The following is a 24,609-nucleotide window of genomic DNA, read 5'->3' on the forward strand; positions in this document are numbered from 1 at the left end:
TTTTAGACATTTACAATGAGCTACATCCCCAGCGGGGATAAGCATGGAGGAGCCGTATGCGATGACCCGCACGTACGGATCTGTGAGAGGCGCATGAAATTTTTTCATGCGCCTACTCTATTTTTTGAAGAAAATCATGGATTATTTGGATGTGTATATTGAAGAGAAAAATAACAAAATCTAAATTTTAATGGAGGTGAAATTGAATGAAGAAAATGTTATATGGTGTTATTTGTTGTATGTTTCTGCTTTCTCTGACAGCATGCGGTGGAGGAAATGATAAGGACACAACACAAGACAATGACACCACAACTGAACAAACAGACAAAACAGAGGAAAAAGCACCAGCAACAAACACAGCTGCAGATGGTGAAAAAGTATTCCAAGGAACTTGCGCAGCATGTCATGGCGGTGATTTAAAAGGCGGTGTGGGTCCTAACTTAACAAAGATTGGTTCTACACACTCAAAGGATGATATTTTAAATATTATCCATAAAGGCCAAGGACAAATGCCGCCTCAAAATCTTTCTGATGCTGATGCTGATGCCGTAGCAACTTGGCTGGCGGCAAAAAAATAAATGAAAAAAACCAGAGAGGTAATTTTTAATGCCTACCTGGTTTTTTTATACCAAATTTTTGCAAAATAGTTCCCAGAGTGAAGAGAAAGTGTTAATATTATTCATAATAATTAGTCGCTGTAGAAACAATTTGGACTAATTGAATTTAGTTTTAAGGGAGACGAGCTTAGTATGGAATTAACAAGTGCAGAGAAAAAAGGATATTTCGGAGAATTTGGAGGGAGTTTTGTACCTGAAGATTTACAGCTTGTATTAAATGAATTAGAAAATCAATTTTTAAAATACAAGGATGATCCGGAATTTATTAATGAATATCAATATTATTTGAAAGAATATATCGGCAGGGAAAATCCTTTAACATTTGCTGAAAATTTAACTAAGCAAATTGGGGGAGCAAAAATTTATTTGAAACGTGAGGATTTAAACCATACGGGTGCCCATAAAATCAATAATGCGATTGGACAAATATTATTGGCAAAAAGAATGGGTGCAAAGCGTATTATTGCAGAAACCGGTGCTGGACAGCATGGTGTCGCTACTGCAACAGCTTGTGCAATGTTCGGCATGGAATGTGTCATTTACATGGGGAAAGTAGACACAGAACGGCAGGCTTTAAACGTATTCCGGATGGAATTATTAGGAGCAAAAGTTATACCTGTGACAAAAGGGCAGGGACGTTTAAAGGATGCAGTGGATGAGGCTTTAGATGACTTAGTCCGGAATTATAAAACTACTTTTTATTTATTAGGATCAGCAGTCGGTCCACATCCATATCCATCGATTGTTAAACATTTTCAATCAATCATTAGCGAAGAGTCAAAACGTCAAATCCTAGAAAAAGAAGGAAAGCTTCCAACTGCCGTTGTTGCCTGTACGGGAGGTGGAAGTAATGCCATTGGCGCATTTGCTCATTATATTGATGAAGAAGATGTTCGTTTAGTCGGTGTTGAGCCTGCGGAGGCCGCAACATTAACAGAAGGTGTTCCGGCAGTCATTCATGGATTTAAATGCATTACGATTCTTGATGAAAATGGCGAGCCCAAACCAACGTTCTCCATTGCAGCAGGTTTAGATTATCCCGGCGTCGGCCCGGAACATAGTTTCCTAAAAGTTAGCGGCAGGGCAGAATATGTGACTGTAACAGGACAGGAGGCATTAGAAGCATTCCAGATGTTAAGTAAGGTAGAAGGAATTATTCCTGCTCTTGAAAGCTCACATGCGGTTGCCTATGCAGTTAAATTGGCAAAAGAATTGACTCCTAATGATGTTTTAATTGTCAATCTTTCTGGGCGCGGAGACAAAGATGTTGAACAAGTTTTTGGCATGATAAACAAAAAATAACCATGTTTTTTTGGGCGATTCAATGTGAGTCGCCCTTTTAATTAGACATCATATGACATTTGTCATGTTTTGGGCATGACATGTATGTCTGCAAAGATCTTTTTTCTTCCACTATAATGTTAGTATCAAATAGTGGAAGGGAATTCTGTTCATGATGAATGATAAACAAAGAAATTTGCGAAAACAGATGGCTCCATATGAAAAGTCAAATAAAATAGCGAGTATTTGGCAAATATTAAATACAATTGTACCCTTTTTTGTTTTTTGGTTTTTAGGCTATAAAAGCCTTTCCATTTCATATTTCCTTACATTAGTGTTTGCTGTGGCTGCAGCAGGTTTCCTGGTGCGGAGCTTTATTATTTTTCACGATTGCTGCCATTACTCTTTCTTTAAGAGCCGGAAGGCAAATAAAATACTTGGCACATTAACCGGGATTCTGACGTTATTTCCCTTTAGCCAGTGGCAGCATGACCATTCTGTTCACCATGCAACCAGCAGTAATCTTGATAAGAGGGGAACAGGAGATATATGGGTTCTTACTGTAAGGGAATATATGGAAGCTTCTGCGTGGAAAAAGCTGCAGTATCGTTTATACCGCAATCCATTTGTCATGTTTATTTTAGGTCCCATTTATGTGTTTTTAATTAAAAATCGATTCAACCGAAAAGGGGCAAGATTGAATGAGAAATGGAATACGTATCTGATAAATCTATCCATCATGGCAATTGCAGGGGTAATGTGCTGGTGGATAGGATGGCAGTCTTTTCTGCTAGTAGAAGGACCTATCTTCTTGCTTGCCGGTTCTGCTGGTATTTGGCTGTTTTATATCCAACATACATTTGAAGATTCCTATTTTGAAGAGGATAAAGAATGGGATTTTGTTCTAGCTGCTGTGGAGGGAAGTTCCTATTATAAATTGCCTAAGCTGCTTCAATGGTTGACTGGTAATATTGGCTATCACCATGTACATCACTTAAGCCCAAGGGTGCCTAATTATAAGCTGGAAGAGGCCCATAATAATACTCCGCCGCTTCAGTATGTACCAACCATAACACTTAAAACCAGCTTATCTTCTCTGAAGTTCCATTTATGGGATGAACAGCAAAGGAAATTTGTTAGGTTTAGAGAAGCAGAGTCTTCCCTTAGAATAAATAGTATTAAGGGATAAGGACGTAAGGTAAACAACAGAAGGTGATTCATGTGAAAAAAGAATTGGAGCCAACTATAAAAAAGTATTTTACATTTCAAAGAAGTAACGGCATAGCTCCATATATATGGACAGTTCTTTGTATTTTGCCGTTTTACTTTATTTTTCAAGCACCTTCAACCATTCAAATCGTTCTTGGAATATTGCTCACATTAACCTTCTTTATTCTTTACCGGATAGCATTTATCTCAAAGGGCTGGCCGGTCTATCTTTGGACAATGATTTTGATTGCGATTTCAATTACAGCTACCAGCCTTTTCAGCTATGTTTATTTTGCTTTTTTCTTAGCTTACTTTCTTGGCAACATAAAAGACCGTGTTGCCTTTTTTACCTTATATTTTATACATTTATTGAGTACCTCCGTCTCCATCAACTATGGGATTGTTATGCATGAAAAACTATTTTTACAGCAGCTGCCCTTTATAATTATTATCTGGGTAAGTGTGATCCTCCTCCCTTTTAGCATTCATAACCGTAAAGAGCGGGGACAGCTGGAAGAAAAGCTGGAAGATGCCAACAAACGGATTTCAGAGCTTGTTAAATTAGAAGAACGTCATCGGATTGCCCGTGACCTTCATGATACATTAGGTCAAAAGCTTTCTTTAATCGGTTTGAAGTCTGATTTAGCAAGGAAACTGATCACCAAAAACCCTGAACAAGCTAAATGTGAATTAAAGGATGTACAGCAGACTGCACGTACGGCTTTAAGTGAAGTACGAAAAATGGTATCATCCATGCGCGGGATTCGGTTAAAGGATGAACTGCAGCGAGTTAAGCAAATGCTCCAGGCAGCCCAAATTCACCTAGAAATAGAAGGTGATTTTTCACCTAAAAAGATCTCCTTGTTAACCGAGAATATTTTAAGCATGTGTTTAAAAGAGGCGGTTAATAATGTCGTTAAACACAGCGGTGCAGATCATTGTGTTATTACCTTAAATCAGACATGGAAAGAAGTAGTGATGAAGGTAATGGACGATGGGAATTTTAATAAAATAGACGGGGCATTGGAAGATGGTAATGGATTGATTGGTATGAGAGAGCGTCTTGAGTTCATTAATGGGAATCTTGAGCTTTATACCAATGAAGGAACGACTTTAATCATAAAGGTTCCCAATGATGTTAAACCAGGTGTGAAGGAGGGAGAAAATGATTAAAATAGTGATTGCAGAAGACCAGCAAATGCTTTTGGGGGCCTTTGGATCCTTGTTGAATTTAGAAGAGGATATGGAAGTAATTGGGCTTGCATCTAATGGTAATGAGGCGGTAGCGCTGGTTAAAAAGCTAAGCCCTGATATTTGCATAATGGATATAGAAATGCCTGGAAAAACCGGGCTGGAGGCGGCAGAAGAACTGAAAGGATTAAATTGCAGGCTGATTATTTTAACAACCTTCGCCCGCTCTGGTTATTTTCAGCGTGCCCTAAAGGCAGGGGTGAGCGGGTATTTGTTAAAGGACAGTCCAAGTGATGAACTGGCAAAAGCAATCAGGAGTGTTATGGCAGGCAGGAGAATATATGCACCAGAACTAATGGATGATGTGTATGGCGAAGAAAATCCATTAACAGATCGTGAAAAAGAGGTGCTCGAACTGATTGCTGATGGGAAAAATACGAAGGAAATTGCTGAAGAGCTGCGTATAAAGACCGGAACTGTTCGAAATTATATATCCGTTATTCTTGATAAACTTGAGGTAAAAAACAGAATTGAGGCTATAACCCAATTTAAAGAAAAAGGCTGGTTTAAATAAGACTTAATGACCTTGTACAATACGCGGCCTGACCATTTAAATTAATGATCGGCCGCAATGGCTTCCCCTTCTAGGAACCCCTTTATATATTCAAATATCTCTATTGGCCGTTCCTCAGGGATAGCATGACCAGTCTCTTTAAGAACGATCAGTTCGGAATTAGTTAGATCTTTTTTGAGTTTTTCTCCAAACTTTAACGGTATGGATTTATCATGGTCCCCCCAAATTAATAAACACGGTGTTTTTATTTGATTGAGAATTTTACGTGGAAGGTCTCCCTCACGGTCACGAATCATTCTCGTCAGGGCTTTAAATATCTCATCCTTTAAAAACGGTTCCAGATATCCGTTAATCATTTCCTCATTAATAATAGATTGATTATAGAGGGCATCCTGCAAATTTCTTCTTACTCCTGTTCTGGCAAACCAATATTTCACAAATCGATCGAAATAAGGCAGATAACTAGTTAAAATCAGCGGGATTTTTGACCTTTTTAAATACGCTGAACTGCATAGCAGGATCGCTCTATCAGCAAGTTCCTGTCTTAAATGCAATATATTTAAAACAATTTGCCCGCCCATAGAGTGGCCGATAAAAATCATTTTTTTCAAATCAAATGAATCAGTTAATTTAATAACGGTTTCAGCTATATTTTTATAAGAATATACATATTGATTGCATTTTGCACTTTTGCCAAATGGGGGAAGATCAATAGAAAGTACCTGATATTCTTTTTTTAATAAAGAAATCAAATGGCGAAACGTAAACGTGGATGAAAGAAAACCATGAAGCAGGACAAATGTCTTGCTGGACGATGGTCTAGGATAGAATTCATAATAAACAGCTATGTTATTTACCGTTTTGTGACCGGAAAATACCTCTTGTTCCATTTATCCTTCACTCCTGAGTTTCATTAAAATTGATGAGATTAATGTACCCAATTTTTATATCTTTACACCATTCATGGCTGAAAAAAAGGCGTAAGGATAATGCAAGAAGCATTACCAAAATTTTTTTTAAAAAATTTTCAATAAAATGGTTGAATTTTCTGAAAAATACTAGTATAATAAAAAAAAGCTCAAGGAGTTGATTTCCAATGGAAAAGAAGTTACTTCATTCACCACAACAGCCAATTGAGATGACGGATTCTGAGTTTGCAGAGATGTTTTTAAAACATGCCCTTACCCAGTTTAAAAAGGAGAAGATTCTAAAGGAAATCGACAAGACACTAAAAGAAGGAAATAAGGCACGATTCCTTCTTTTAACAGAAGAATTGAAAAAGATTTCTTAATGGACTGCTAACAAATTTGACTTTGGAAATAAGGGACCCTGTCAAATTGGACGGGGTCTCTTGGCCTGTAGTTAAACTCTTTATATATGAAAAAGCTCTGCTGCAAAACCTCTGACAGCAGAGCTTTTTTGTCCCTTTAATGGATGTTATAGTCCTAAATTTTATTTGGGTCATTATAATGCAACGCTGTGCCTGCCTTTATCCATTTTCTTCTTCACAGCCTTAACAAGGATTCTAAATAGTTTTAATGAGCGCTGAAAAACAGGACTTTGGATAAATGTATACACAAACGTGGCAATAAATACTGGGCCGCCTAATAATAAGCCAATAATCAATACAAGGCTCTCAACGATTATTCGGGCATAACTGACTGATAATTTGGTCTTATCGGAAATAGATAACATAAAACCATCCCTCGGACCAGCGCCGATCCCTGCAGCCACATACATACCGCCGCCTATGCCGGTGATAACAATGGCACATAAAAGTATCAAATAATCAATCCATGTATTTGAGGCTTTTGGTAAAATGTCCAGCCATAGAAAAAAGTCCATTATAGGCCCAATAGATATGGCATTTAAAAATGTTCCAATATTAATATATCTTCTATCAATAAAGAAAGAGATTAGAATTAGAACGAGACCGCAAACAACACCCCAGGTGCCTATCGTAAATCCGAAATGCTGATAAAGTGCAACATTAAGAACTTCCCATGGGTGAAGCCCGATGTATTTTACCTTTACTGCGATAGCATTACCCAGTCCAAAAAAGATTAGCCCTAAAAAAAATAGTAGATACTGAAACAGTCTCACCCAAGTACCTCCTGCTTCTAACACATCAGGTTTTCTGAATTTTCAAATCTGCCATTTTATCATAAAGCACTCTTCCAATTTTTTCAATGATGAATGGCTGATTTAATATGAAAAAATAGTTATCTGAATGAAGAGCGAAATCATGAAAACCTTCTAAAATTGATTTTTTGACATATATCTTTTAAAAAGGCCTTTAAACATTCGAAGGTTCTATTATGATATGAAAAGAGGGGAAGCATGCCAAGCGGGACACATCAAGTTGAACTAGATCTTCCTATTGATCAAATTTGGAACTTTGTCAAGGATATGGATAATTGGGCTCCGTTAGTACCAAATTACATTCACCATGAAAAGATTACGGAAAGGCAGTCTACATGGGAATTTAAAAGTGATATCGGCCTGTTAAAAAAGAAAATAAGTTTAATCCTTGATATAACAGAATGGCAGGAGCCTAACAGAGTGAGCTTTGATTTAAAAGGAAAAAGCGAAAAGTACACTGGAAAAGGATACTTCGAGGCTAGGGCGATTAATGTAAACAGGACAAAACTGACTGGATTCCTTGAAGTAAATGCAACTGGGAAAATTGGGAATGTAGTAAATTCTAAATTGGAAGCAGCTCTCCCTAAAGCAGTGGAAGAAATGGCGGAAACAATTTGTACCACCCTTGGAAATTTAAAAAGCGTGTAACGGTCTTATAAAATAACAAACAGTACACAAACTCTTCAGATTTATTGCTGAAGAGTTTACTTATGAGGGGCAGACCAATAATAACCGTTAAAATCATGGTTCATTCGCACGTTTTTTTACTAAATTCTAAGGATAAATAACATTTAGTATTGGAAGCTGAATCTGAGTGAATCAAGCATCTAGGGAAGCCAATCAAGACAATTGGCGGCTTAAATTAGTTAAATGGATCACCATTATGAGTAACCAATGAGATGGGCTGCTCGAATTTAATTGTTAGAACAACACGCCGTCCCCTTACAATCCCCGCTTTCTATAAATCAGATCAAATCCATATACCCTTCAATAAATTTTTTTCCTTTTTGATGTACTCCGAAATTCCTTATGTGAAAAAATCATTAAAAACACCATTAAACCTTGTTAATACAATAAGATTGCACACGCTATTCGATAAGTGAGAAAGCGGGTGTGCTGCATTGTTAATCCATTGTTTGCCCTCCTAATGTAAAGTAGTTTTTGTTCCTTTACAAATTATTATGAAGGATGCCTATACCATCTATCTTGAATAGAATATCCTAAAATAAGGTGAATTGAGATTGAACAGGGAGGGGGATAGGAATGGATAGGCATAAGGAAAGCTGCTTCTGCTCTGAGATGCAGCAGCTTTTAGAGGAGCAGGGAAAACTGTCATTCAAAGATTTTCGCTTTGTGTGCGAATCTATAGGATATGACACAATCCCATTTATTCTCTCTAATCAAAAATGCCGCTTTGAAGCCTTTGGCATAAATGGAAAAGGCAAGTGTTTTGTTACTCCGGTCTTCAGGCTGGAAAAACTCGACACAAAACATTGCTGTGCAACCCTTTCACTTCTGGAACCTGTTGATATGGATGGCTGTCCGATTGATCTTTGTGAGGAAGTTTATTCATTGTTAAAAACGGATAATTGCCTAATCATTGATTTAAGTTGTTTCTGTGCAATTCAACCATTATCTCCTAAATTAGTCGACCGGCCATTGCCGATTATTGAACCAAAATGTTAAAAAAGGGTTCATAAAATTTACAAAATGTATCCAGTAAGCCTATTAAGATTGGGCTTATTCTTTTTTTGAAAACCAGGTAATTTGGATAAGTGTCTATCGCACATTTTTATTTTCATGAATAGGATATATTGACTCTAAAAAAGGAGGTAAAGTAAATGACTGCAGCAGGTGGATACGGAGCTGGATTCGCGTTAATCGTTGTTCTGTTTATTTTATTAATTATTGTAGGTGCTTCTTGGGTTGGCGGATTTTATTAAAGTATAAAGGGAGGTAACTATATGTTTGGATATGGAGGCTTCGGCTACGGCGGCTTTGGATATGGAGGGGGATTTGGTTACGGCGGCGGCTTTACTTTAATCGTCGTATTATTTATCCTCTTAATTATTGTAGGTGCAGCGTGCTATTACTAAAAAATTGAAAAAGGACCCGCTTGTCGTATCAAGCGGGTCTTTTGTATTTGGGTATCATTATTTCATCCAAACAATTTCTTCAACTTCAGATCCTTCTAAAGTTTCTTTTTTTAATAATGCCTCTACCAAGTTCTGGTATTGCTCTTGGTAACTCTGTATTAAATTCTCGGCTTTTTCAAGAGCTTTTGTAAATAATTCCTGCATTTTAGTTTCTTTATCTTTACTGATAAATGTTATTGTAAATCCGTCTTGGAGCATTCCGGTTTCAACCATTTGTTCAATAATCTGTTTAGCCTGCTGAACATCACCGCCGACACCGATACTATGCTCACCTAAATGCATTCTTTCAGCAACACCGCCAGCCAAGATCATGGCAATGCGGTCAAGTAAGTCACTTGTGGTGGATAAATGCATCTCTTTAGGAATTGGTGCTACATATCCAAGTGCTTCACCACGAGGAATAATTGTTGCTTTTCTAACAGACCCAGGTTTTGTTACAGAAGCAACAAGGGCATGTCCTGCTTCATGAATGGCAACACGGCGTTTCGTTTCAAGGTCCTGTAACGTACGCGAAGTACTTCCCAAAATGGTCCTGTCTAAAGCATAATCCAGGTCATCTTTCTCAACTACATCGTGTCCCATTCGTGCAGCTCGTCTGCTTGCATTTTCAAATAAAGAATGCAGTTCGGCACCTGAGAATCCCGAAGTGCTTTCCGCTAGTTCATCCAATGAAGCAATGACCTCAGGAGCAAGTGCTTTTCCTTTAGTGTGAATATCAATAATTTCTTTTCTTCCTTTTGTATCTGGAAGCGGCACTTGGAAGCTGAAGTCAATTCGTCCTGGGCGTAAAAAAGCATCATCAAGCATATCTTTACGGTTTGTTGCCGCTATAAAAAGAATTCCATCATTGGAATGGCCGCCATCAAGCTGTACCAGAAGCTCTGTCAGCGTTTTTTCCGATTCTTCACCGCCATGTGCTTTTCTCTTACCAGCTAATGCATCTACTTCGTCGATAAAAATGACTGCAGGCTTTTGTTTTCTTGCAGCTTGAAATAATGAACGGACACGGCTTGCACCGACACCAACAAATAGTTCATTAAATGCAGAACCGCTGGCAGAATAAAATGATGCATTTAATTCCTTGGCCATCGCTTGGGCAAGAAGGGTTTTTCCTGTCCCGGGAGGACCGTATAAAAGTATTCCTTTTGGCGGTTTTATGCCCAATCTTAGGGCACGCTCAGGCTCTTTTAATGTCGACAGCGTTTGTAGAATTTCCTCTTTCATTTCTTCACCGAGACCACCGACATCATGAAAACTGATGGTTGGAAGCGGCTGGGATTTGGCAACACTGTTTTTCATAGAGGTAAATCCAAACCCGCTCTTTGTTTTTCGAAGGGTAAGTGCTAACCCTGCCAATAACAGAACAATACCGCCCAAAATCCACTTTCCATATCTGCTGCTGGTTGTATAGGAGTAGTCAATATTATACTTTTCTACTAATTTACTAATCATTTGGCTGTTAGGCGGCACATGGGATGAATATTTTGCATTCTTCGTTTCAATATACAGGCTGCCGTCTGCTTGTTCAGTAATAGCGATTTTTTGACCATGCTGGTCTTGAATTAATTTATCAACAGAAGAAAAAGGAATAGAAATCTCATGACTTGTTGATTGAATAAACCAAATACTTCCGGCGATAACTATAATAAGCGCTATAAATAACGGAATAAACTTTGAAACAATTAATTTTGTACGATTCAATAGAATCATCCTCCTTAACCAGAGTCATAATTTATTATAAAACAGCTTCCAGAAAAATGGATGTGGGAATCGATGGAAGACATGCGTGAAGGGAATAAGTGGAAAAATATAAATATTTATCAACAATTAAATAAAGACCATTCATTGAAATATTGAAATGTTTACGAGTCAGCGTTAAGATTAAAATTATGGACAAAAATTTTTGTCAAAAGAGAGGAAGACATGATGGGTAACGATTTTAAACAAGAAGTATTATCACGCCGGACATTTGCGATTATTTCCCACCCAGACGCCGGTAAAACGACTTTAACTGAAAAATTACTGCTATTTGGCGGTGCAATTCGTGATGCTGGAACTGTTAAGGCCAAAAAGACAGGAAAATTTGCAACAAGTGACTGGATGGAAATTGAAAAGCAAAGGGGAATCTCCGTCACATCCAGTGTGATGCAATTTCACTATAATGATTTTCAAGTAAATATCCTGGATACTCCTGGTCACCAGGACTTTAGTGAAGATACCTATCGAACGTTGATGGCTGTCGATAGTGCAGTGATGATTATTGATTCTGCTAAAGGGATTGAGGATCAGACCATTAAGCTATTTAAAGTATGTCGTATGCGCGGCATCCCGATTTTTACGTTTATTAATAAACTTGACCGGCAAGGTAAGCCGCCTCTTGAATTATTGGCGGAATTAGAAGAAGTTCTTGGAATTGAATCTTATCCTATGAATTGGCCGATAGGGATGGGAAAAGAATTCCTTGGAATATATGATCGCTATTATAGCCGAATTGAACAATTCCGCGGCAATGAGGAAGAACGATTCATTCCATTAAATGATGATGGTGAAATAGAAGGAGAGCATGCTATAAAGACGACGGGGCTATACGATCAAACACTTGAAGAAATTATGCTCCTAAATGAAGCGGGAAATGAGTTTTCTGAAAGCAGGGTAGCAGATGGAACATTGACACCAGTTTTCTTTGGAAGCGCCTTGACTGCATTTGGTGTACAAACGTTTCTTGAGACTTATTTGCAATTTGCTCCATCGCCAAAAGCGCGTAATTCATCTATTGGCGAGATTGATCCATTATCTGAGGAATTTTCTGGTTTCGTATTTAAAATTCAAGCGAATATGAACCCTGCACATCGTGACAGAATTGCTTTCGTAAGAATTTGTTCCGGAAAATTTGAAAGGGGAATGTCTGTCAATATTCCTCGTCTAGGAAAGCAGGTAAAACTTTCACAGTCCACTTCCTTTATGGCAGAAGAACGCAGTACAGTTGAAGAAGCGGTGAGCGGTGATATTATTGGTCTTTATGATACCGGAACCTATCAAATTGGTGATACATTGACGATTGGGAAAAATGACTTCCAGTTTGAAAGATTACCACAATTTACCCCTGAATTGTTTGTGCGGGTTTCTGCCAAAAATGTTATGAAACAAAAATCATTTCATAAGGGGATTCAACAGCTTGTTCAAGAAGGGGCCATTCAACTTTATAAAACCGTCAAAACAGATGAGTATTTGTTGGGGGCTGTTGGGCAGCTGCAATTTGAAGTATTTGAGCACAGGATGAAAAATGAATATAATGCTGAAGTATTAATGGAACGATTAGGTTCAAAGATTGCCCGCTGGATTGAAAATGATGTAGTGGATGAAAATCTTTCAAGTTCCAGAAGCTTGTTAGTGAAAGACCGATATGAACACTATGTATTTTTGTTTGAAAATGATTTTGCCCTTCGATGGTTTCAAGACAAGAATCCAAATGTTCAACTTTATAATCCAATGGATCAGCATGAATAAAAGATGGCGGGAATTCCCGTCATTTTTATTTTTCTAAAAAAATTTGTAAAAAACTTTTAATAAACCCCCACAAATTTGTAAAGTAAACGTAATCTTTAGTGAAAAGGAAAATGCTTGCCCACAAAAGGACCAAATCGTATGGTATAATTGGTCGAATAGAGGTGAGCATATGCTGAGTTTATTGTTTTTGGCCAAAAAAAAGAAACCAACTTTAGAAGAAACCGTTGCCTTAATCCAACAGGGAGACACCTCTCTGCTTAATGAAGTGATTGAGGCGTATAAACCTTTTATTGCCAAGACAGTTTCTTCTGTATGTAAGAGATATATTTATGAAACTGATGATGAATTTAGCATAGGGCTGATCGCCTTTAATGAGGCTATAGAAAAATACTCAGCAGAGCGCGGAAGTTCCCTTTTAAACTTTTCTGAGATAATAATTAAACGCAGAGTAATAGACTATATTCGAAAGCAATCAAAAAATCAGCATAGCGTAAGTATTGACCTCACTAATAATGGATATGAAGAAGAGTCCCCAGGGATTGCTATTGTTAATGAGCTCTCCCTTGAAGATTATCAAAAAAAGAATGATGAAATACTTCGGAAAGAAGAAGTACTGCAATTTCAACAGGTACTTTCTTCGTTCGACTTAAATTTAAATGATTTAGTGGAACATTCTCCGAAACATGCTGATGCAAGAAAAAATGCAATACTGGTAGCTAAAACATTAGTGGAAAACCAGGAACTTAAAGAGTTGCTGTTTGAAAAAAAACGGCTACCTATTAAGAAACTGGAAAAAACAGTTGATGTGAGCCGGAAAACGATTGAGCGGAATCGAAAATATATTATTGCGATTGCATTAATTTTGTCTGGTGATTATGTCTACATGAAGGATTATATTAAGGGGGTGCTTGATACGTGAAAAAAGGAATAATAATGCAGATAGAAGACAGTTTTCTTACGCTTCTAACCCCTGAAGGAGAGTTTTTACGGGCAAGGAGACAAGATGGTGCCTATATGATTGGTGAAGAAATACTCTTTTATCCAATTGTAGACAATAAGAAAAATTCATCATTTATCCATCGCTTTAACCAATCTTTTCGGATGAAACCACTGTGGATTGCTTCATTTTTACTGGTGATTATTCTTGGTTCCTTATTTCCGGTTTATAAAAATGATAAAGCCTATGCGTATATGTCTATAGATGTCAATCCCAGTATAGAGCTTGGGGTTAATGACAAAATGCAGGTTATTGAATTAACCGGTTTTAATGAGGAAGGAAAAAAGATAATTTCCCGGCTTTCAAAATGGAAGAAACAGGACGCAGCTGAACTAATGAAATCTTTGCTGGCAGAAATGAAAAAAGCTGGCACATTAAAAGAAAACAAACATGTTATTTTCTCAACAGTTCGAACAAAAGAACGAAAGAATGATGTTGAGGAAAAACTTCAACAAGATATAAAAGAGATAAAAGAAACCATCCATTCACAACAATTGGATTTGACTGTACTGTCTGGTACAAAAAAGGTTTTGAAAAAGGCACATAAGCAGGGAATTACAGCTGGAAAGTATCAGTCAAATAAACAAAATATTAAAACAACCAATGAAAATCCCAAAAAGGAAAATAATAATACGCCTCAGTCGAATACACCTGTAGATATAATAAAAAATCAAAGTCAGAAACAAGATGGAAAAATAAAAAATTATCAGCTGGAAAAACAGAATCAAAATGATGGCAAAAAGATCCCTCCAGGGCAATCTAAAAAATTGGAAAGAAACCCTAAAGTAAACGTTGGACAGCAAAAAAAAGCAATAAATCAAGAAAGGCCTATGAAAAAGGATCAAGTCAGCAGTCTAAAAAAAAATGTAAAAAATTCAAATTCAAATCATATCAAAGAAAATCAAAACAAACAGATCAATAAAGTAAGACAAAATAACACAAAAGGCCGTGTGAAACAAAACAATTCCCAACAGAGCAATCATTTTAAAAACAATGGAAAACAACAAAGTCATTTTCAAAATAACCGCTCAAAGGAGAATATAAAGCAAAACACTCATCAAAGATATAAAGGAACACAAAACCCTCAGCACAAAAAATAAGAGTCCGGCATCCGCCGGACTCTTTTCCATATTTATTTAATTATGATTGATTTTGTCCTGATAATTGAGCTTGAGCTTGCTGGACTAATCTTTTTGTAATTTCACCGCCAACAGATCCATTTGCTCTGGAAACAGTATCTGAACCTAATTGAACTCCAAATTCTTGTGCTATTTCATATTTAACCTGGTCCAAATATTGTTCAATCCCAGGAACTAATAATTTATTGCTGCTATTTGCCATTATTATTCAACTCCTTTTCAGGTCAGAGAAATTTATCTCTGTAAACTTATTATTTATTAGCTGAGTTCATTTCATAAGTGGAAATGTTTTGCTAAATTAAGATTTTCTTCTTTGGAAAAAGATGTGTATGTGTTTTGCTTATTTTTTAGTCTGTTCCCTTACTAACATCTTTTGTTGGGTGCATGAATGGGACCCCTTGAGGTTTTCTTTTGCTTTCAAGTAATTCCCTGTTTTCGGTTGTATTCCAGCCAATATCATTTGTTGGATGGACCCATTCATCTCCTGACATGGTGGCTGGATCTGTTTCATCTGTCCAATTTTCCAGCGGTGAGTTTTCAGAAGCATATAAGCTGTCACCAATGACAACGCCGTGCTGATTGACAAATGGGGCCTTCATGTTAATGCCTGTCCCTTTAAAACTTGGAGCGTTTATTTGGTGTGGCAGTGTCTCGTCAATACTTATGGTTTTATCTAGTTTACGGTTACTTTTCTTTTTCATACTAATCACCTCTTTTATTTATATTTTCCCGAGAGCTGATACAATTTATTTATGAAAAATTAGGGAACGCATAATATAGATTTTTTGATTAAGAATAGAAAATGTAAGTTTAAAAAAAGGGGGATGTCTTGATGGCGAAGCGTAAGGCAGAGTTTGATGCTGTAGAAAAGTATACCAAAACACCGCGTAAAAACGTTCAAGAAAGTGAATTTTCAGCTGAGTTTACAGATAATAACAACGCAATAAGATTTGCTAATCGAAACTCCAAACAAGGGAAAAAAGGAAGAAGTTGAAAATGAAAAGGCGCCGTAAAATACCACCTCGGGTGCCAGTTGAGGAATTTTCTATTGAATATGGCGATGTGAATGGTGTTCCTCTTGTAGAAACAAAAAATCGTAATATGAAGAATACAGCTAAAAGAAAAAAATAAGCCGGGGACTAATCCCGGCTTATGAAAACTGTGGAAAAAATAAGAGTTTGTTCGTTCGCTGGATCAAAGAAAGCCAATAAGTATGAAGGATGCTGGACAATATTATTTGTGGATAAATACGTTCCTAAATCAAAGGAAACCTTCTCTATCATGGTATGCTTGTAAATTTCCTTCTCATCCAAATTTAGGTTAACAAATGTTTTGCCCAACAGTTCGGGATTTGCGATAATTTCACTGTAAACAGCTGAACGCTCTGGCTTGTTAAAAGATGGAATCCACCATGGTTTTCTTGGTTTGTATTTGTGATTTTTTAAGTAATCATATTTCATTAACCCCATAATAATATCAAGTTGAGCAATTGATTTTTTCTCAAGAAAGGATCTTAGGCGGCGGAATAAATCCTCCAGCTGATGTCCGATTCTTGACCAGCCCTGATCGTCCCAAAAGGTGCCAAACTCTTGAAAAAAGTCAAACGGAGTTAAAAATACATTTGTTACCAGATATTCGATTGTTGTATCCATACGATGGTCATTCCAATATTTTTCAAGTACATCCTCAACCTGTTTAATTCTTACAATATCTTCAAAAGATAGTACATTGTTGCTTAAAATTTCATATGGCGAATGGTCCATAAATAGATATTGATGTTCATCCGCACGAATCCTGACCCCGGTTCCCCTAAGCATTTTTAAAAAACCTAATTGTAATTCTTCCGGCCTCATTTCAAATACATCATTGAAGGTTTTTCGAAAAGAAGTGTAATCCTCCTCAGGAAGACCGGCAATTAAATCAAGATGCTGATCTATTTTTTGTCCTTCTTTTACCATGGTGACAGTTCTTTTAAGTTTTTCAAAATTTTGTTTCCGCTTAACAAGTTCATTTGTATAATCATTTGTTGATTGAACACCGATTTCGAAGCGGAATAGGCCCTTCGGAGCCTCTTGGTTCAGGAATTCAATGACTTCTGGACGCATTATATCTGCCGTTATTTCAAATTGGAATACAGTACCAGGAAGATGTTCATCAATTAAAAAACGGAACATTTCCATTGCATAACTTCTGCTGATATTAAAGGTACGATCGACGAATTTTATTGTTTTTGCCCCATTAGCCATTAAGTAACGAATGTCCTCTTTAATTTTCTCTCGTTCAAAATATCGGACTCCTACTTCAATTGAAGATAAGCAAAATTGGCAGCTAAATGGGCAGCCGCGGCTCGTTTCGATATAAACAATCCGCTTTCCTAGATTGGGAAGATCCTCTTTAAATCGATAGGGAGATGGGAGTTCTTTCAAATCCAGCTTATTTCTTTGTAATGTAGTCAATACTTGTCCATCTTTTCGATAAGCAAGACCCGGAATTTTTTCAAATGCCTTCGATGAGGATTCAATTTCTAAGAGTAATTGTTTGAAGGTTTGTTCCCCCTCACCAGTTACAATAAAATCAATTTCCGGATAATTCTCCATCCACCAGCAAGTGTCATACGTTACTTCTGGTCCACCTAAGACAATATAGACGGAAGGATCAATTTTCTTTAGTATGTTAACAACTTTAAGCGTTTCTTCGATGTTCCAAATATAACAGCTAAAACCAATGATATTCGGCTTTTGCTGAAAAAGGTCCGAAACAATGTTCAATACAGGGTCCTTAATGGTGTATTCCTTAATATGAATATTAAATTCAGGAGCAGCATATGCCTTCAAATACCGTATAGCAAGATTTGTGTGGATAAATTTTGCGTTCAAAGTGGAACAAATAACTTTCATAAAAAAAACTCCTTTAAAATGATAAAACAATTAAAATTATAGCCTATTTTGCTGAAAAAAGACAAAAGGTCACTAATTGAAAAAACACTACCCTGTTATAATACATAAATAAATCTGTTATATAAAAGGATAAAGATGGAAGTTCAGGTGTGACAAAGGATTAATGAGAATATAAAAAAGTGTATTAAAAAATACTATCAGGTGTTTAACATTTATCACAGCCGTTTTTGCTAAATTCCCCTACAATATCGATAAGTACTAAAAAATGTAATTCATTATGATGCCGTTGTTGAACGAAAGTGAGGGAAAGGATATTATGTCTATTTTACCAAAGAAAAACGAACTGGGTTTTTTTGAAATTCGTTTAGAATCGATTGGCGGCCTTGGGGCAAATTTAGCCGGTAAAATGCTTGCAGAAGCAGGGGTATTAAGCCTTGGTTTGAGTGGTTCGAATTTCTCGTCATATGGATCCGAGAAAAAAGGTTCTCCCGTAAAAAGCTTTATCCGTTTTTGCGATCCGGAAGTCGAAATTAGAGATCACAGTCCAATTGAACAGCCTCATATTGTTGGAGTTTTTCACGAAGCCTTATATAAAACAGTAAATGTTGTAAGCGGCCTTGATGCAGAAGGAATTGTCCTGGTAAACACTTCAAGAGATTTTGATGATGTCAGAAAGGATTTACAGCTTGAATATGGTACCCTGGCAATTATTGATGCCTTGTCCATTGCTGTGGAGGAAAAGACAAAAGTAAATACAGCAATGCTTGGGGCTTTATACCGAATTTGTGATTTCCTTGAACCGGAATCGATGAGGAATGTAATTCGGAAAACATTCACAAAGAAATATCCACATTTAGTTGAACCAAACATTCGTACATTCGATAGAGGATATAACGAGGTACAATTTAAAACATATGAAGTACCAGAAGGAGCTTCAGGTAAAAGTTTTACCCGTCCGCAGCCGCTTTTGGGATATATGACACAAGAAGCAGGAGGGGTTATCACTGCTCCAGCAAATAGTATTTTAAAAGATTTAAGCGGTTCAAGACAAGGATTTCTTCCAGAGTTCAAACAGGAAAAATGCATCCATTGCGCTGCATGTGACAATGTTTGTCCCGACTTTTGTTTTGTCTGGGAGGAAGGGGAAGATAAGCGCGGCAGAAAACAGATGTTTCTTAAAGGGATTGATTATCAATATTGCAAAGGGTGCTTAAAATGTGTTGAGGCATGTCCAACCGATGCGCTTGGCGATCTTCGTGAAATGATAGGCTATGCAGATGAAAATCGGGTAAAACAGAACTTTCCCTATGCGGCAGGAGGTAGATTCTAATGGCAATGGCAGAAAATCAAGTAATATCCCAGGGGACACGAGAGCAGGTTTCAACATTTGAATCGGGAAATGAAATGGCGGCAATGGCAGCTGCCCAAATTAATTATCACATTATGGGATATTTCCCAATTACTCCTTCCACTGAGGTTGCACAGTTCCTTGACCAAATGAAAACCCGCGGTGAACATGATATTAAGCTGATTCCAGCTGATGGCGAGCATGGTTCTGCAGGTATTTGTTATGGGGCTGCTGTCACTGGTGCACGTGTTTTTAACGCAACCAGTGCAAACGGATTTTTATACATGCTTGAACAGCTGCCTGTTCAGTCAGGCACCCGTTTCCCAATGGTACTGAATTTAGTTACCCGTTCAGTCAGTGGTCCGCTGGATATACGCGGGGATCATTCTGACCTTTACTATGCATTAAACACCGGCTGGGTGATTTTAACCGCAAGAACCCCTCAGGCAGTCTATGACATGAATATTATGGCACTTAAAATTGCAGAACATTCAAAGGTTCGCCTCCCTGTAATTGTTGCTTATGACGGGTTTTTTACTTCTCATCAAAAACGGCGGGTAGAATACTTTAAGGACCGGCGTGATGTTCAGCAGTTTGTTGGAGAATGCCCAACAAATTATAATTTTGCCAGGGATCCGAAAAAGCCAGTAACTATTGGTGCACATATGAGCGGTAATGATTTTATCAATAACCATTACCAGCAATCCGAAGCCATGTACAATGCTGGTGCAGTATTTAAAGAGACAGCCGAAGAATATGCGAAGCTTTCAGGCAGAGAATATCCAATGCTTGATTTATATAAAATGGAAGATGCTGAAGTTGCTTTATTTCTATTAAATTCAGCAGCCGAATCAGCTAAAGATGTAGCAGACCAGCTTCGTGCCCAAGGAATAAAAGCTGGCGTCATAAGTCCAAATATTATTCGTCCGTTCCCAGCCAAGGAAATCAGGGAGGCTGTTAAAAATATAAAAGCACTGCTAGTTGGGGAACGCGCCGATTCTTATGGTGCAAACGGTCCAAACCTAACTCATGAAGTGAAGTCTGCTCTGCAAGATGATAAGCATAATAAAACGATCGTGTTAAGCAGGGTATTTGGTCTGGGCGGTAAGGATTTTTATGCAAGTGATGCAAACAAACTTTTTGAAATGACGATTGAAGCAATGGAAAAAGGGTATGCAGAGAAGCCTTTTGATTATTACGGCCATATCCCGGGCAATCCGGAAAAGATTCTTAAACCTGTGATTTTGCCGCAGCATGGGGATGTATTTAAATCGGGTTTGATTGAAGTGAAAATGGATGAGGAAACAAATAAATTAAAGGTAAAAATACCGCCGCTTAGGGCATTGACAGGAAAGCCTAAACGAATTGCTTCAGGTCACGGGGCCTGCCCAGGCTGTGGAATATTTGCTGGTTTAGAACTCTTCTTTAAGGGGATTGAAGGAGATGTTGTGACCCTTTTCCAAACAGGATGTGCCTATGTTACAACGACCGGTTACCCGCATACATCACATAAACAAACGATGATGCATAACTTGTTCCAAAATGGTGCCGCAACTTTATCAGGCACAGTTGAAGCATTTATGGAATTAAAACGCCGAGGCGAAATACAAGTATCGGATGATGCCACATTTGTTATGATAACAGGTGATGGCGGTATGGATATTGGGATGGGGTCGGCAATTGGAACTGCACTGCGCGGGCATAAATTAATTATGCTTGAGTATGATAACGAAGGGTATATGAACACAGGCTCTCAAATGTCGTATTCCACACCAATCGGTCATATGACCAGCACTTCTGGTGTTGGTAAAACCCAGCAAGGTAAAGCATTTCATCATAAAGATACTGCCCAAATAATGGCAGCAACAAATATGCCGTATGTTTTCACAGGTTCAGAAGCTTTCCCGCAGGACTTAGTAAAAAAAGGTGCAAAAGCTCAGTGGTATGCACAAAATGTTGGAACGGTTTACGGGAAATTATTGATTACCTGTCCACTCAACTGGAAGTCCGATGATCGTTATGGAACAAAAATTGTGGAAGCAGCAGTAAACTCCTGTTTCTTCCCTCTTTATGAAGTAGAACAGGGTATAACTACAATCACTTATAATCCAGAAGAAAAAAACAAACGCATTCCATTATCTGAATGGCTTAAATACATGGGGAAAACAAAGCATCTATTAAAAGAGGAAAACAAACCAATTTTAGAGGATTTTGAAAAAGAAGTCGAAAAAAGATGGCAGCGCCTAAAAGCCAAGCATCAAAATCCAATGCTATAAAACCTCAAACGCAAAGCCAAATCGCTTTGCGTTTTTCTTTATTAAGAAAATTCTATTATAAAGAAATTAAAAATTACTATATACCAAAAAGGAATTTTCCCGCTTTATGTCGAATAGATTTAATATTATTGCTTGATATGGACGTTAGCGGGGGGACACTAAGTGAAAATGCAGTTCGGTCAGGAGAATACTATTCTTAATGGAAAAGAGAATGGGGAAAGGTTCTTACAAGAGAACCAGCAAAGATATAAACGGATATTTGATGATTCAATTGATGGGCTGATCCTTTGGGATAACGATTCACGGATTGTAGATATAAATCTTGCCGGTGAAGAACTCTTTGGCAAATCAAAAAAGCAGCTTATTGGTCAAGTATTATCGGACTTTTTCTTAACCAAGGACGAACAAGTGTCAGAAATCATCCATCATATCAATATGGCGTTAAAAAACCACCGTTACACTTCTACCTTTATTTTCGAAGATCAGGATGGCAATAGTAAATTTATTGAATGTAATTCTAAAATTAATATTACGGAAGGATTAAATTTTTCTGTTTTAAAAGATATTACTGAAAAAAATACGATGCAGGAACAGCTTCGAAAATCTGAGACGTTAAATGTAATTGGAGAACTTGCTGCAGGGATTGCTCATGAGATCCGAAACCCAATGACCGCATTGAAAGGGTTCATACAGCTGCTGGAAGGAAGTATAAGGAAAGAGCATTCCATGTACTATCAAGTAATCACAGCAGAACTCGAGCGAATCGATACCATTATTAACGAATTTTTGCTTCTGGCAAAACCTCAGGCTATACGGTTTCAAGAAAAGGATATTATTCAAATTATGAGGGAGACTATTGATTTATTGCATGCTCATGCAGTTTTATATAACGTACAATTTGTCACCAATTATGAGAAAGGAAATCTTCCTATTTTCTGTGAACCAAACCAATTAAAAAAGGTTTTTATCAATTTAATTAAAAATGCTATCGAGGTTATGCCAAATGGGGGCAAGATCTCAGTCACAATAAAAAGAATAGAAGATGGTCAAATCTATATTGCCATCCAAGATGAGGGAACAGGGATTTCAAAAGAGAAAATAAAAAAACTTGGGGAACCTTTCTACACAACAAAGGAAAGGGGAACAGGACTTGGCCTGATGGTAAGTTATAAAATTATTGAAGAACATAAAGGGAAAATAAGAATCGAAAGTGAAGAAGGAAACGGAAGCGTTTTTTATGTTACACTTCCGAGTGACCTTAATTCTGTCATCCAGGCTGAAAATAGTATGAATTAAAAAGGAGCAATCCAGCAGACAGGATTGCCCTTTTCTATGGAACAATCATTTAACAGTCGAATTTCTCTTTCCCTTCATATTTGAAATGTTCGAATTTCTCTTTACAACCCTTTATAAAAGTTATACATTTGTGACTAGAATTTCTTTTAAATATCAGAAAAACAGGTGAGGTCATGAAGCAATTTTCAAAATCAGATTTATTAAATAATCTTCCAAAACAATTTTTTGCAACATTAACCAAAAGAGCCAGCCAATACATTGAGCAAGGCTATGATGTCATTAATTTAGGGCAGGGCAACCCGGATCAGCCCACTCCAAAACATATTGTAACCAAGCTGCAGAAGGCTGCAGAAAACCCAATAAATCATAAATATTCTCCATTTCAGGGCTTTCATTACCTTAAACAGGCTGCTGCAGATTTTTACTTAAGAGAATATGGCGTTACGCTCGATCCAAATACTGAAGTGGCGATTTTATTTGGCGGAAAAGCGGGACTGGTGGAAATACCACAATGCCTGCTTAACCCTGGAGACACCATTCTTGTGCCTGATCCAGGCTATCCTGATTACTTGTCAGGAATCGCTTTAGCAAAAGCAGAAATGATTACAATGCCATTACGGGAAGAAAAAGATTATCTGCCAAATTATCAAGATCTTTCATCGGAAGATTTAACAAAAGCAAAATTAATGTTTCTGAATTACCCTAATAACCCAACTGGTGCTGTAGCAACTGAAAGCTTCTTTGAAGAAACAGTTAAACTGGCAGCTGAGCATGATATTTGTATTGTCCATGATTTTGCTTATGGTGCACTCGGATTTGATGGAATTAAGCCGCCAAGCTTTTTGCAGGTAAAGGGTGCAAAGGACGTTGGAGTCGAAATCTATACATTATCAAAAACTTATAATATGGCAGGCTGGCGTGCAGCCTTCGCTGTAGGGAATGCAAGTGTGATATCAGCAATTGAACTGCTTCAGGATCATTTATATGTCAGCTTATTTGGTGCTGTACAGGAGGCGGCAAAGGAGGCTTTGATTGGGCCACAGGATTGTGTAAAGGAATTAAATGATTTATATGAACGAAGAAGAAATGTCCTAATTGAGGGGCTGCGTTCAATAGGCTGGAATGTGACCGCACCAAAAGGTTCGTTTTTTGCTTGGCTTAAAGTGCCGAATGGCTATACATCTGAGGAATTTGCAACGATTTTACTCGAACAGGCTCATATTATGGTTGCACCTGGCATTGGATTTGGTAAATTTGGAGAGGGTTTTGTCAGAGTAGGGCTTCTTTCATCAGAAGAACGTCTTAAAGAGGCAGTCGGAAGAATAAAAAAACTGGGTATTTTTAAATAGAGCCCTTGCATCATACCTGCTGAAGTTATGTCGTAAAAACACGAAAATCATTCTAGAAATTGTCGAAAAAGAAATGTTTTGTCTACTTTTGCGAAGCTATTTACTTTTATAAAAAATCTGTCATAATTCTTCAAGTAGTCTATTTTTTTATCGAATAAAAGTAGAAGCTTAAGAGGCAGGGATTAAAGTGCAAGGATATAGTAATACTCAAACAGAAATGATAGAAGAAATAAAGGTCAAACGTGAATTAATGATAAAAAGTGCTAATAAATTTGGTTTTACCAGCGATGAAACAATTAAATACAGCCAAGAACTTGATGAATTAATTAATGAGTATCATCGTATGATGGGACAAGACTCCAGACCTTACGAAGAGGTAAAATTAGCTTTTAAGCAAACCATTATGATTTGGCCAAAAGTCCTTATTTGATATGGTGAAATTTATTTACACATCTTAAGTAATTAAAAGCTTCCCCAAGCACATTTGCGGTAAAATGGTCTTCTGAATTTTTAACATTACTAAGTAATAGGAAGACCAGCTGCCGCATTTTTTTCTTTTAAAAACCTCCAATTTCATTCATACCCAATCATATTTCTTTATGTGCCAAGCAGGTAATAAATGCAAAAATT

General features: G+C 37.3%; 26 protein-coding genes. 20 read left to right on the forward strand and 6 right to left on the reverse strand.

The window, feature by feature from the left end; all coding sequences use genetic code 11:
- Positions 1-206: 206 nt before the first annotated feature.
- From cccB to M3183_RS11415, 5 genes are all read left to right on the forward strand, one after another.
- Positions 207-578 (forward strand): cytochrome c551, encoded by a 372-nt coding sequence (cccB, locus tag M3183_RS11395; RefSeq protein ID WP_251469637.1) that lies wholly within the window; start codon positions 207-209, stop codon positions 576-578.
- Between the two features lie 171 nt (positions 579-749).
- The gene (gene trpB, locus M3183_RS11400; protein WP_251469639.1) at positions 750-1,919 is read left to right on the forward strand and encodes a tryptophan synthase subunit beta; all 1,170 of its coding nucleotides are present in this window, start codon (positions 750-752) and stop codon (positions 1,917-1,919) included.
- Positions 1,920-2,070: 151 nt separating this feature from the next.
- Complete coding sequence (gene desA, locus M3183_RS11405; RefSeq protein ID WP_251469642.1) at positions 2,071-3,087, forward strand: Delta(5) desaturase DesA; 1,017 nt, start codon at positions 2,071-2,073, stop codon at positions 3,085-3,087.
- Between the two features lie 56 nt (positions 3,088-3,143).
- On the forward strand, positions 3,144-4,280 hold the full coding sequence (locus M3183_RS11410) for a sensor histidine kinase (RefSeq protein WP_251469903.1): 1,137 nt from the start codon (positions 3,144-3,146) through the stop codon (positions 4,278-4,280).
- Complete coding sequence (locus tag M3183_RS11415; protein WP_251469644.1) at positions 4,273-4,872, forward strand: response regulator transcription factor; 600 nt, start codon at positions 4,273-4,275, stop codon at positions 4,870-4,872. Before M3183_RS11410 ends, M3183_RS11415 begins: the two co-directional genes overlap by 8 nt.
- A gap of 41 nt (positions 4,873-4,913) precedes the next feature.
- Here the strand turns inward: M3183_RS11415 and M3183_RS11420 are convergent, their stop codons facing one another.
- Positions 4,914-5,762, reverse strand: coding sequence for an alpha/beta fold hydrolase (locus M3183_RS11420; RefSeq protein WP_251469646.1), 849 nt, complete (start codon positions 5,760-5,762; stop codon positions 4,914-4,916).
- A gap of 206 nt (positions 5,763-5,968) precedes the next feature.
- Here M3183_RS11420 and M3183_RS11425 point away from each other — a divergent pair, with 206 nt between their 5' ends.
- On the forward strand, positions 5,969-6,163 hold the full coding sequence (locus tag M3183_RS11425; protein ID WP_251469648.1) for an IDEAL domain-containing protein: 195 nt from the start codon (positions 5,969-5,971) through the stop codon (positions 6,161-6,163).
- 173 nt (positions 6,164-6,336) lie between these two features.
- On the opposite strand, the gene M3183_RS11430 is transcribed toward M3183_RS11425, so the two are convergent.
- Positions 6,337-6,975, reverse strand: coding sequence for a YczE/YyaS/YitT family protein (locus tag M3183_RS11430; RefSeq protein WP_251469650.1), 639 nt, complete (start codon positions 6,973-6,975; stop codon positions 6,337-6,339).
- A gap of 237 nt (positions 6,976-7,212) precedes the next feature.
- On the opposite strand from M3183_RS11430, the gene M3183_RS11435 reads away from it, so the two are divergent.
- From M3183_RS11435 to M3183_RS11450, 4 genes are all read left to right on the forward strand, one after another.
- Positions 7,213-7,662: a CoxG family protein gene (locus M3183_RS11435; protein WP_251469652.1), complete on the forward strand. Its 450-nt coding sequence runs from the start codon at positions 7,213-7,215 to the stop codon at positions 7,660-7,662.
- Between the two features lie 615 nt (positions 7,663-8,277).
- Positions 8,278-8,700: a CotY/CotZ family spore coat protein gene (locus tag M3183_RS11440; protein WP_251469654.1), complete on the forward strand. Its 423-nt coding sequence runs from the start codon at positions 8,278-8,280 to the stop codon at positions 8,698-8,700.
- A gap of 155 nt (positions 8,701-8,855) precedes the next feature.
- A complete protein-coding gene (locus M3183_RS11445; protein ID WP_082193289.1) occupies positions 8,856-8,957 on the forward strand; it encodes a YjcZ family sporulation protein in 102 nt (33 codons plus the stop codon).
- A 21-nt stretch (positions 8,958-8,978) separates the two neighbouring features.
- Complete coding sequence (locus M3183_RS11450) at positions 8,979-9,110, forward strand: YjcZ family sporulation protein (protein ID WP_251469656.1); 132 nt, start codon at positions 8,979-8,981, stop codon at positions 9,108-9,110.
- 57 nt (positions 9,111-9,167) lie between these two features.
- On the opposite strand, the gene M3183_RS11455 is transcribed toward M3183_RS11450, so the two are convergent.
- A complete protein-coding gene (locus M3183_RS11455; protein ID WP_396953718.1) occupies positions 9,168-10,871 on the reverse strand; it encodes an AAA family ATPase in 1,704 nt (567 codons plus the stop codon).
- 225 nt (positions 10,872-11,096) lie between these two features.
- On the opposite strand from M3183_RS11455, the gene M3183_RS11460 reads away from it, so the two are divergent.
- The 3 genes from M3183_RS11460 to M3183_RS11470 all read left to right on the forward strand — a co-directional run bounded on the left by M3183_RS11460 (position 11,097) and on the right by M3183_RS11470 (position 14,774).
- Positions 11,097-12,677, forward strand: coding sequence for a peptide chain release factor 3 (locus M3183_RS11460; protein WP_251469905.1), 1,581 nt, complete (start codon positions 11,097-11,099; stop codon positions 12,675-12,677).
- Positions 12,678-12,846: 169 nt separating this feature from the next.
- A complete protein-coding gene (sigI, locus tag M3183_RS11465; protein ID WP_251469660.1) occupies positions 12,847-13,596 on the forward strand; it encodes an RNA polymerase sigma factor SigI in 750 nt (249 codons plus the stop codon).
- Positions 13,593-14,774 carry an anti-sigma factor domain-containing protein gene (locus tag M3183_RS11470; protein WP_464513927.1) on the forward strand — a complete coding sequence of 394 codons (1,182 nt, stop codon included), beginning with the start codon at positions 13,593-13,595 and terminating at the stop codon, positions 14,772-14,774. Before sigI ends, M3183_RS11470 begins: the two co-directional genes overlap by 4 nt.
- Before the next feature lie 40 nt (positions 14,775-14,814).
- Here M3183_RS11470 and M3183_RS11475 read toward each other — a convergent pair whose 3' ends face one another.
- Both M3183_RS11475 and M3183_RS11480 read right to left on the reverse strand, forming a co-directional pair.
- The gene (locus M3183_RS11475; RefSeq protein ID WP_251469665.1) at positions 14,815-15,015 is read right to left on the reverse strand and encodes an alpha/beta-type small acid-soluble spore protein; all 201 of its coding nucleotides are present in this window, start codon (positions 15,013-15,015) and stop codon (positions 14,815-14,817) included.
- A gap of 145 nt (positions 15,016-15,160) precedes the next feature.
- Positions 15,161-15,514, reverse strand: a complete 354-nt coding sequence (locus tag M3183_RS11480) for a DUF3905 domain-containing protein (RefSeq protein ID WP_251469668.1) — start codon at positions 15,512-15,514, stop codon at positions 15,161-15,163.
- Positions 15,515-15,645: 131 nt separating this feature from the next.
- Here M3183_RS11480 and M3183_RS11485 point away from each other — a divergent pair, with 131 nt between their 5' ends.
- Both M3183_RS11485 and M3183_RS27090 read left to right on the forward strand, forming a co-directional pair.
- Positions 15,646-15,807 (forward strand): hypothetical protein, encoded by a 162-nt coding sequence (locus M3183_RS11485; RefSeq protein ID WP_251469671.1) that lies wholly within the window; start codon positions 15,646-15,648, stop codon positions 15,805-15,807.
- A gap of 2 nt (positions 15,808-15,809) precedes the next feature.
- The gene (locus tag M3183_RS27090) at positions 15,810-15,944 is read left to right on the forward strand and encodes a hypothetical protein (RefSeq protein ID WP_285879444.1); all 135 of its coding nucleotides are present in this window, start codon (positions 15,810-15,812) and stop codon (positions 15,942-15,944) included.
- A gap of 8 nt (positions 15,945-15,952) precedes the next feature.
- Here the strand turns inward: M3183_RS27090 and M3183_RS11490 are convergent, their stop codons facing one another.
- The gene (locus M3183_RS11490) at positions 15,953-17,710 is read right to left on the reverse strand and encodes a B12-binding domain-containing radical SAM protein (RefSeq protein ID WP_251469673.1); all 1,758 of its coding nucleotides are present in this window, start codon (positions 17,708-17,710) and stop codon (positions 15,953-15,955) included.
- 316 nt (positions 17,711-18,026) lie between these two features.
- Here M3183_RS11490 and M3183_RS11495 point away from each other — a divergent pair, with 316 nt between their 5' ends.
- From M3183_RS11495 to M3183_RS11515, 5 genes are all read left to right on the forward strand, one after another.
- Positions 18,027-19,040 carry a 2-oxoacid:acceptor oxidoreductase family protein gene (locus M3183_RS11495; RefSeq protein ID WP_251469675.1) on the forward strand — a complete coding sequence of 338 codons (1,014 nt, stop codon included), beginning with the start codon at positions 18,027-18,029 and terminating at the stop codon, positions 19,038-19,040.
- Positions 19,040-21,334: a transketolase C-terminal domain-containing protein gene (locus M3183_RS11500; protein WP_251469678.1), complete on the forward strand. Its 2,295-nt coding sequence runs from the start codon at positions 19,040-19,042 to the stop codon at positions 21,332-21,334. Before M3183_RS11495 ends, M3183_RS11500 begins: the two co-directional genes overlap by 1 nt.
- A gap of 168 nt (positions 21,335-21,502) precedes the next feature.
- Positions 21,503-22,630 (forward strand): ATP-binding protein, encoded by a 1,128-nt coding sequence (locus M3183_RS11505; RefSeq protein ID WP_251469908.1) that lies wholly within the window; start codon positions 21,503-21,505, stop codon positions 22,628-22,630.
- Between the two features lie 173 nt (positions 22,631-22,803).
- The gene (locus tag M3183_RS11510; RefSeq protein ID WP_251469680.1) at positions 22,804-23,979 is read left to right on the forward strand and encodes a pyridoxal phosphate-dependent aminotransferase; all 1,176 of its coding nucleotides are present in this window, start codon (positions 22,804-22,806) and stop codon (positions 23,977-23,979) included.
- Positions 23,980-24,166: 187 nt separating this feature from the next.
- On the forward strand, positions 24,167-24,409 hold the full coding sequence (locus M3183_RS11515; protein ID WP_251469682.1) for a Spo0E family sporulation regulatory protein-aspartic acid phosphatase: 243 nt from the start codon (positions 24,167-24,169) through the stop codon (positions 24,407-24,409).
- Positions 24,410-24,609 lie beyond the last annotated feature (200 nt).

Source organism: Neobacillus mesonae, assembly GCF_023715155.1.
GTDB lineage: Bacteria > Bacillota > Bacilli > Bacillales > Cytobacillaceae > Neobacillus > Neobacillus mesonae_A.

What these genes read in the sequence shown, in the direction of transcription:
- M3183_RS11490 (WP_251469673.1), bottom strand. Translation starts at nt 17,710, where the DNA reads ATGAAAGTTATTTGTTCCACTTTGAACGCAAAATTTATCCACACAAAT.
- M3183_RS11450 (WP_251469656.1), top strand. Translation starts at nt 8,979, where the DNA reads ATGTTTGGATATGGAGGCTTCGGCTACGGCGGCTTTGGATATGGAGGG.
- M3183_RS11500 (WP_251469678.1), top strand. Translation starts at nt 19,040, where the DNA reads ATGGCAATGGCAGAAAATCAAGTAATATCCCAGGGGACACGAGAGCAG.
- sigI (WP_251469660.1), top strand. Translation starts at nt 12,847, where the DNA reads ATGCTGAGTTTATTGTTTTTGGCCAAAAAAAAGAAACCAACTTTAGAA.
- M3183_RS11510 (WP_251469680.1), top strand. Translation starts at nt 22,804, where the DNA reads ATGAAGCAATTTTCAAAATCAGATTTATTAAATAATCTTCCAAAACAA.
- desA (WP_251469642.1), top strand. Translation starts at nt 2,071, where the DNA reads ATGATGAATGATAAACAAAGAAATTTGCGAAAACAGATGGCTCCATAT.
- M3183_RS11415 (WP_251469644.1), top strand. Translation starts at nt 4,273, where the DNA reads ATGATTAAAATAGTGATTGCAGAAGACCAGCAAATGCTTTTGGGGGCC.
- M3183_RS11440 (WP_251469654.1), top strand. Translation starts at nt 8,278, where the DNA reads ATGGATAGGCATAAGGAAAGCTGCTTCTGCTCTGAGATGCAGCAGCTT.
- M3183_RS11445 (WP_082193289.1), top strand. Translation starts at nt 8,856, where the DNA reads ATGACTGCAGCAGGTGGATACGGAGCTGGATTCGCGTTAATCGTTGTT.
- cccB (WP_251469637.1), top strand. Translation starts at nt 207, where the DNA reads ATGAAGAAAATGTTATATGGTGTTATTTGTTGTATGTTTCTGCTTTCT.
- M3183_RS11495 (WP_251469675.1), top strand. Translation starts at nt 18,027, where the DNA reads ATGTCTATTTTACCAAAGAAAAACGAACTGGGTTTTTTTGAAATTCGT.
- M3183_RS11435 (WP_251469652.1), top strand. Translation starts at nt 7,213, where the DNA reads ATGCCAAGCGGGACACATCAAGTTGAACTAGATCTTCCTATTGATCAA.
- M3183_RS11420 (WP_251469646.1), bottom strand. Translation starts at nt 5,762, where the DNA reads ATGGAACAAGAGGTATTTTCCGGTCACAAAACGGTAAATAACATAGCT.
- M3183_RS11505 (WP_251469908.1), top strand. Translation starts at nt 21,503, where the DNA reads ATGCAGTTCGGTCAGGAGAATACTATTCTTAATGGAAAAGAGAATGGG.
- M3183_RS27090 (WP_285879444.1), top strand. Translation starts at nt 15,810, where the DNA reads ATGAAAAGGCGCCGTAAAATACCACCTCGGGTGCCAGTTGAGGAATTT.
- M3183_RS11480 (WP_251469668.1), bottom strand. Translation starts at nt 15,514, where the DNA reads ATGAAAAAGAAAAGTAACCGTAAACTAGATAAAACCATAAGTATTGAC.
- M3183_RS11425 (WP_251469648.1), top strand. Translation starts at nt 5,969, where the DNA reads ATGGAAAAGAAGTTACTTCATTCACCACAACAGCCAATTGAGATGACG.
- trpB (WP_251469639.1), top strand. Translation starts at nt 750, where the DNA reads ATGGAATTAACAAGTGCAGAGAAAAAAGGATATTTCGGAGAATTTGGA.
- M3183_RS11475 (WP_251469665.1), bottom strand. Translation starts at nt 15,015, where the DNA reads ATGGCAAATAGCAGCAATAAATTATTAGTTCCTGGGATTGAACAATAT.
- M3183_RS11485 (WP_251469671.1), top strand. Translation starts at nt 15,646, where the DNA reads ATGGCGAAGCGTAAGGCAGAGTTTGATGCTGTAGAAAAGTATACCAAA.
- M3183_RS11460 (WP_251469905.1), top strand. Translation starts at nt 11,097, where the DNA reads ATGGGTAACGATTTTAAACAAGAAGTATTATCACGCCGGACATTTGCG.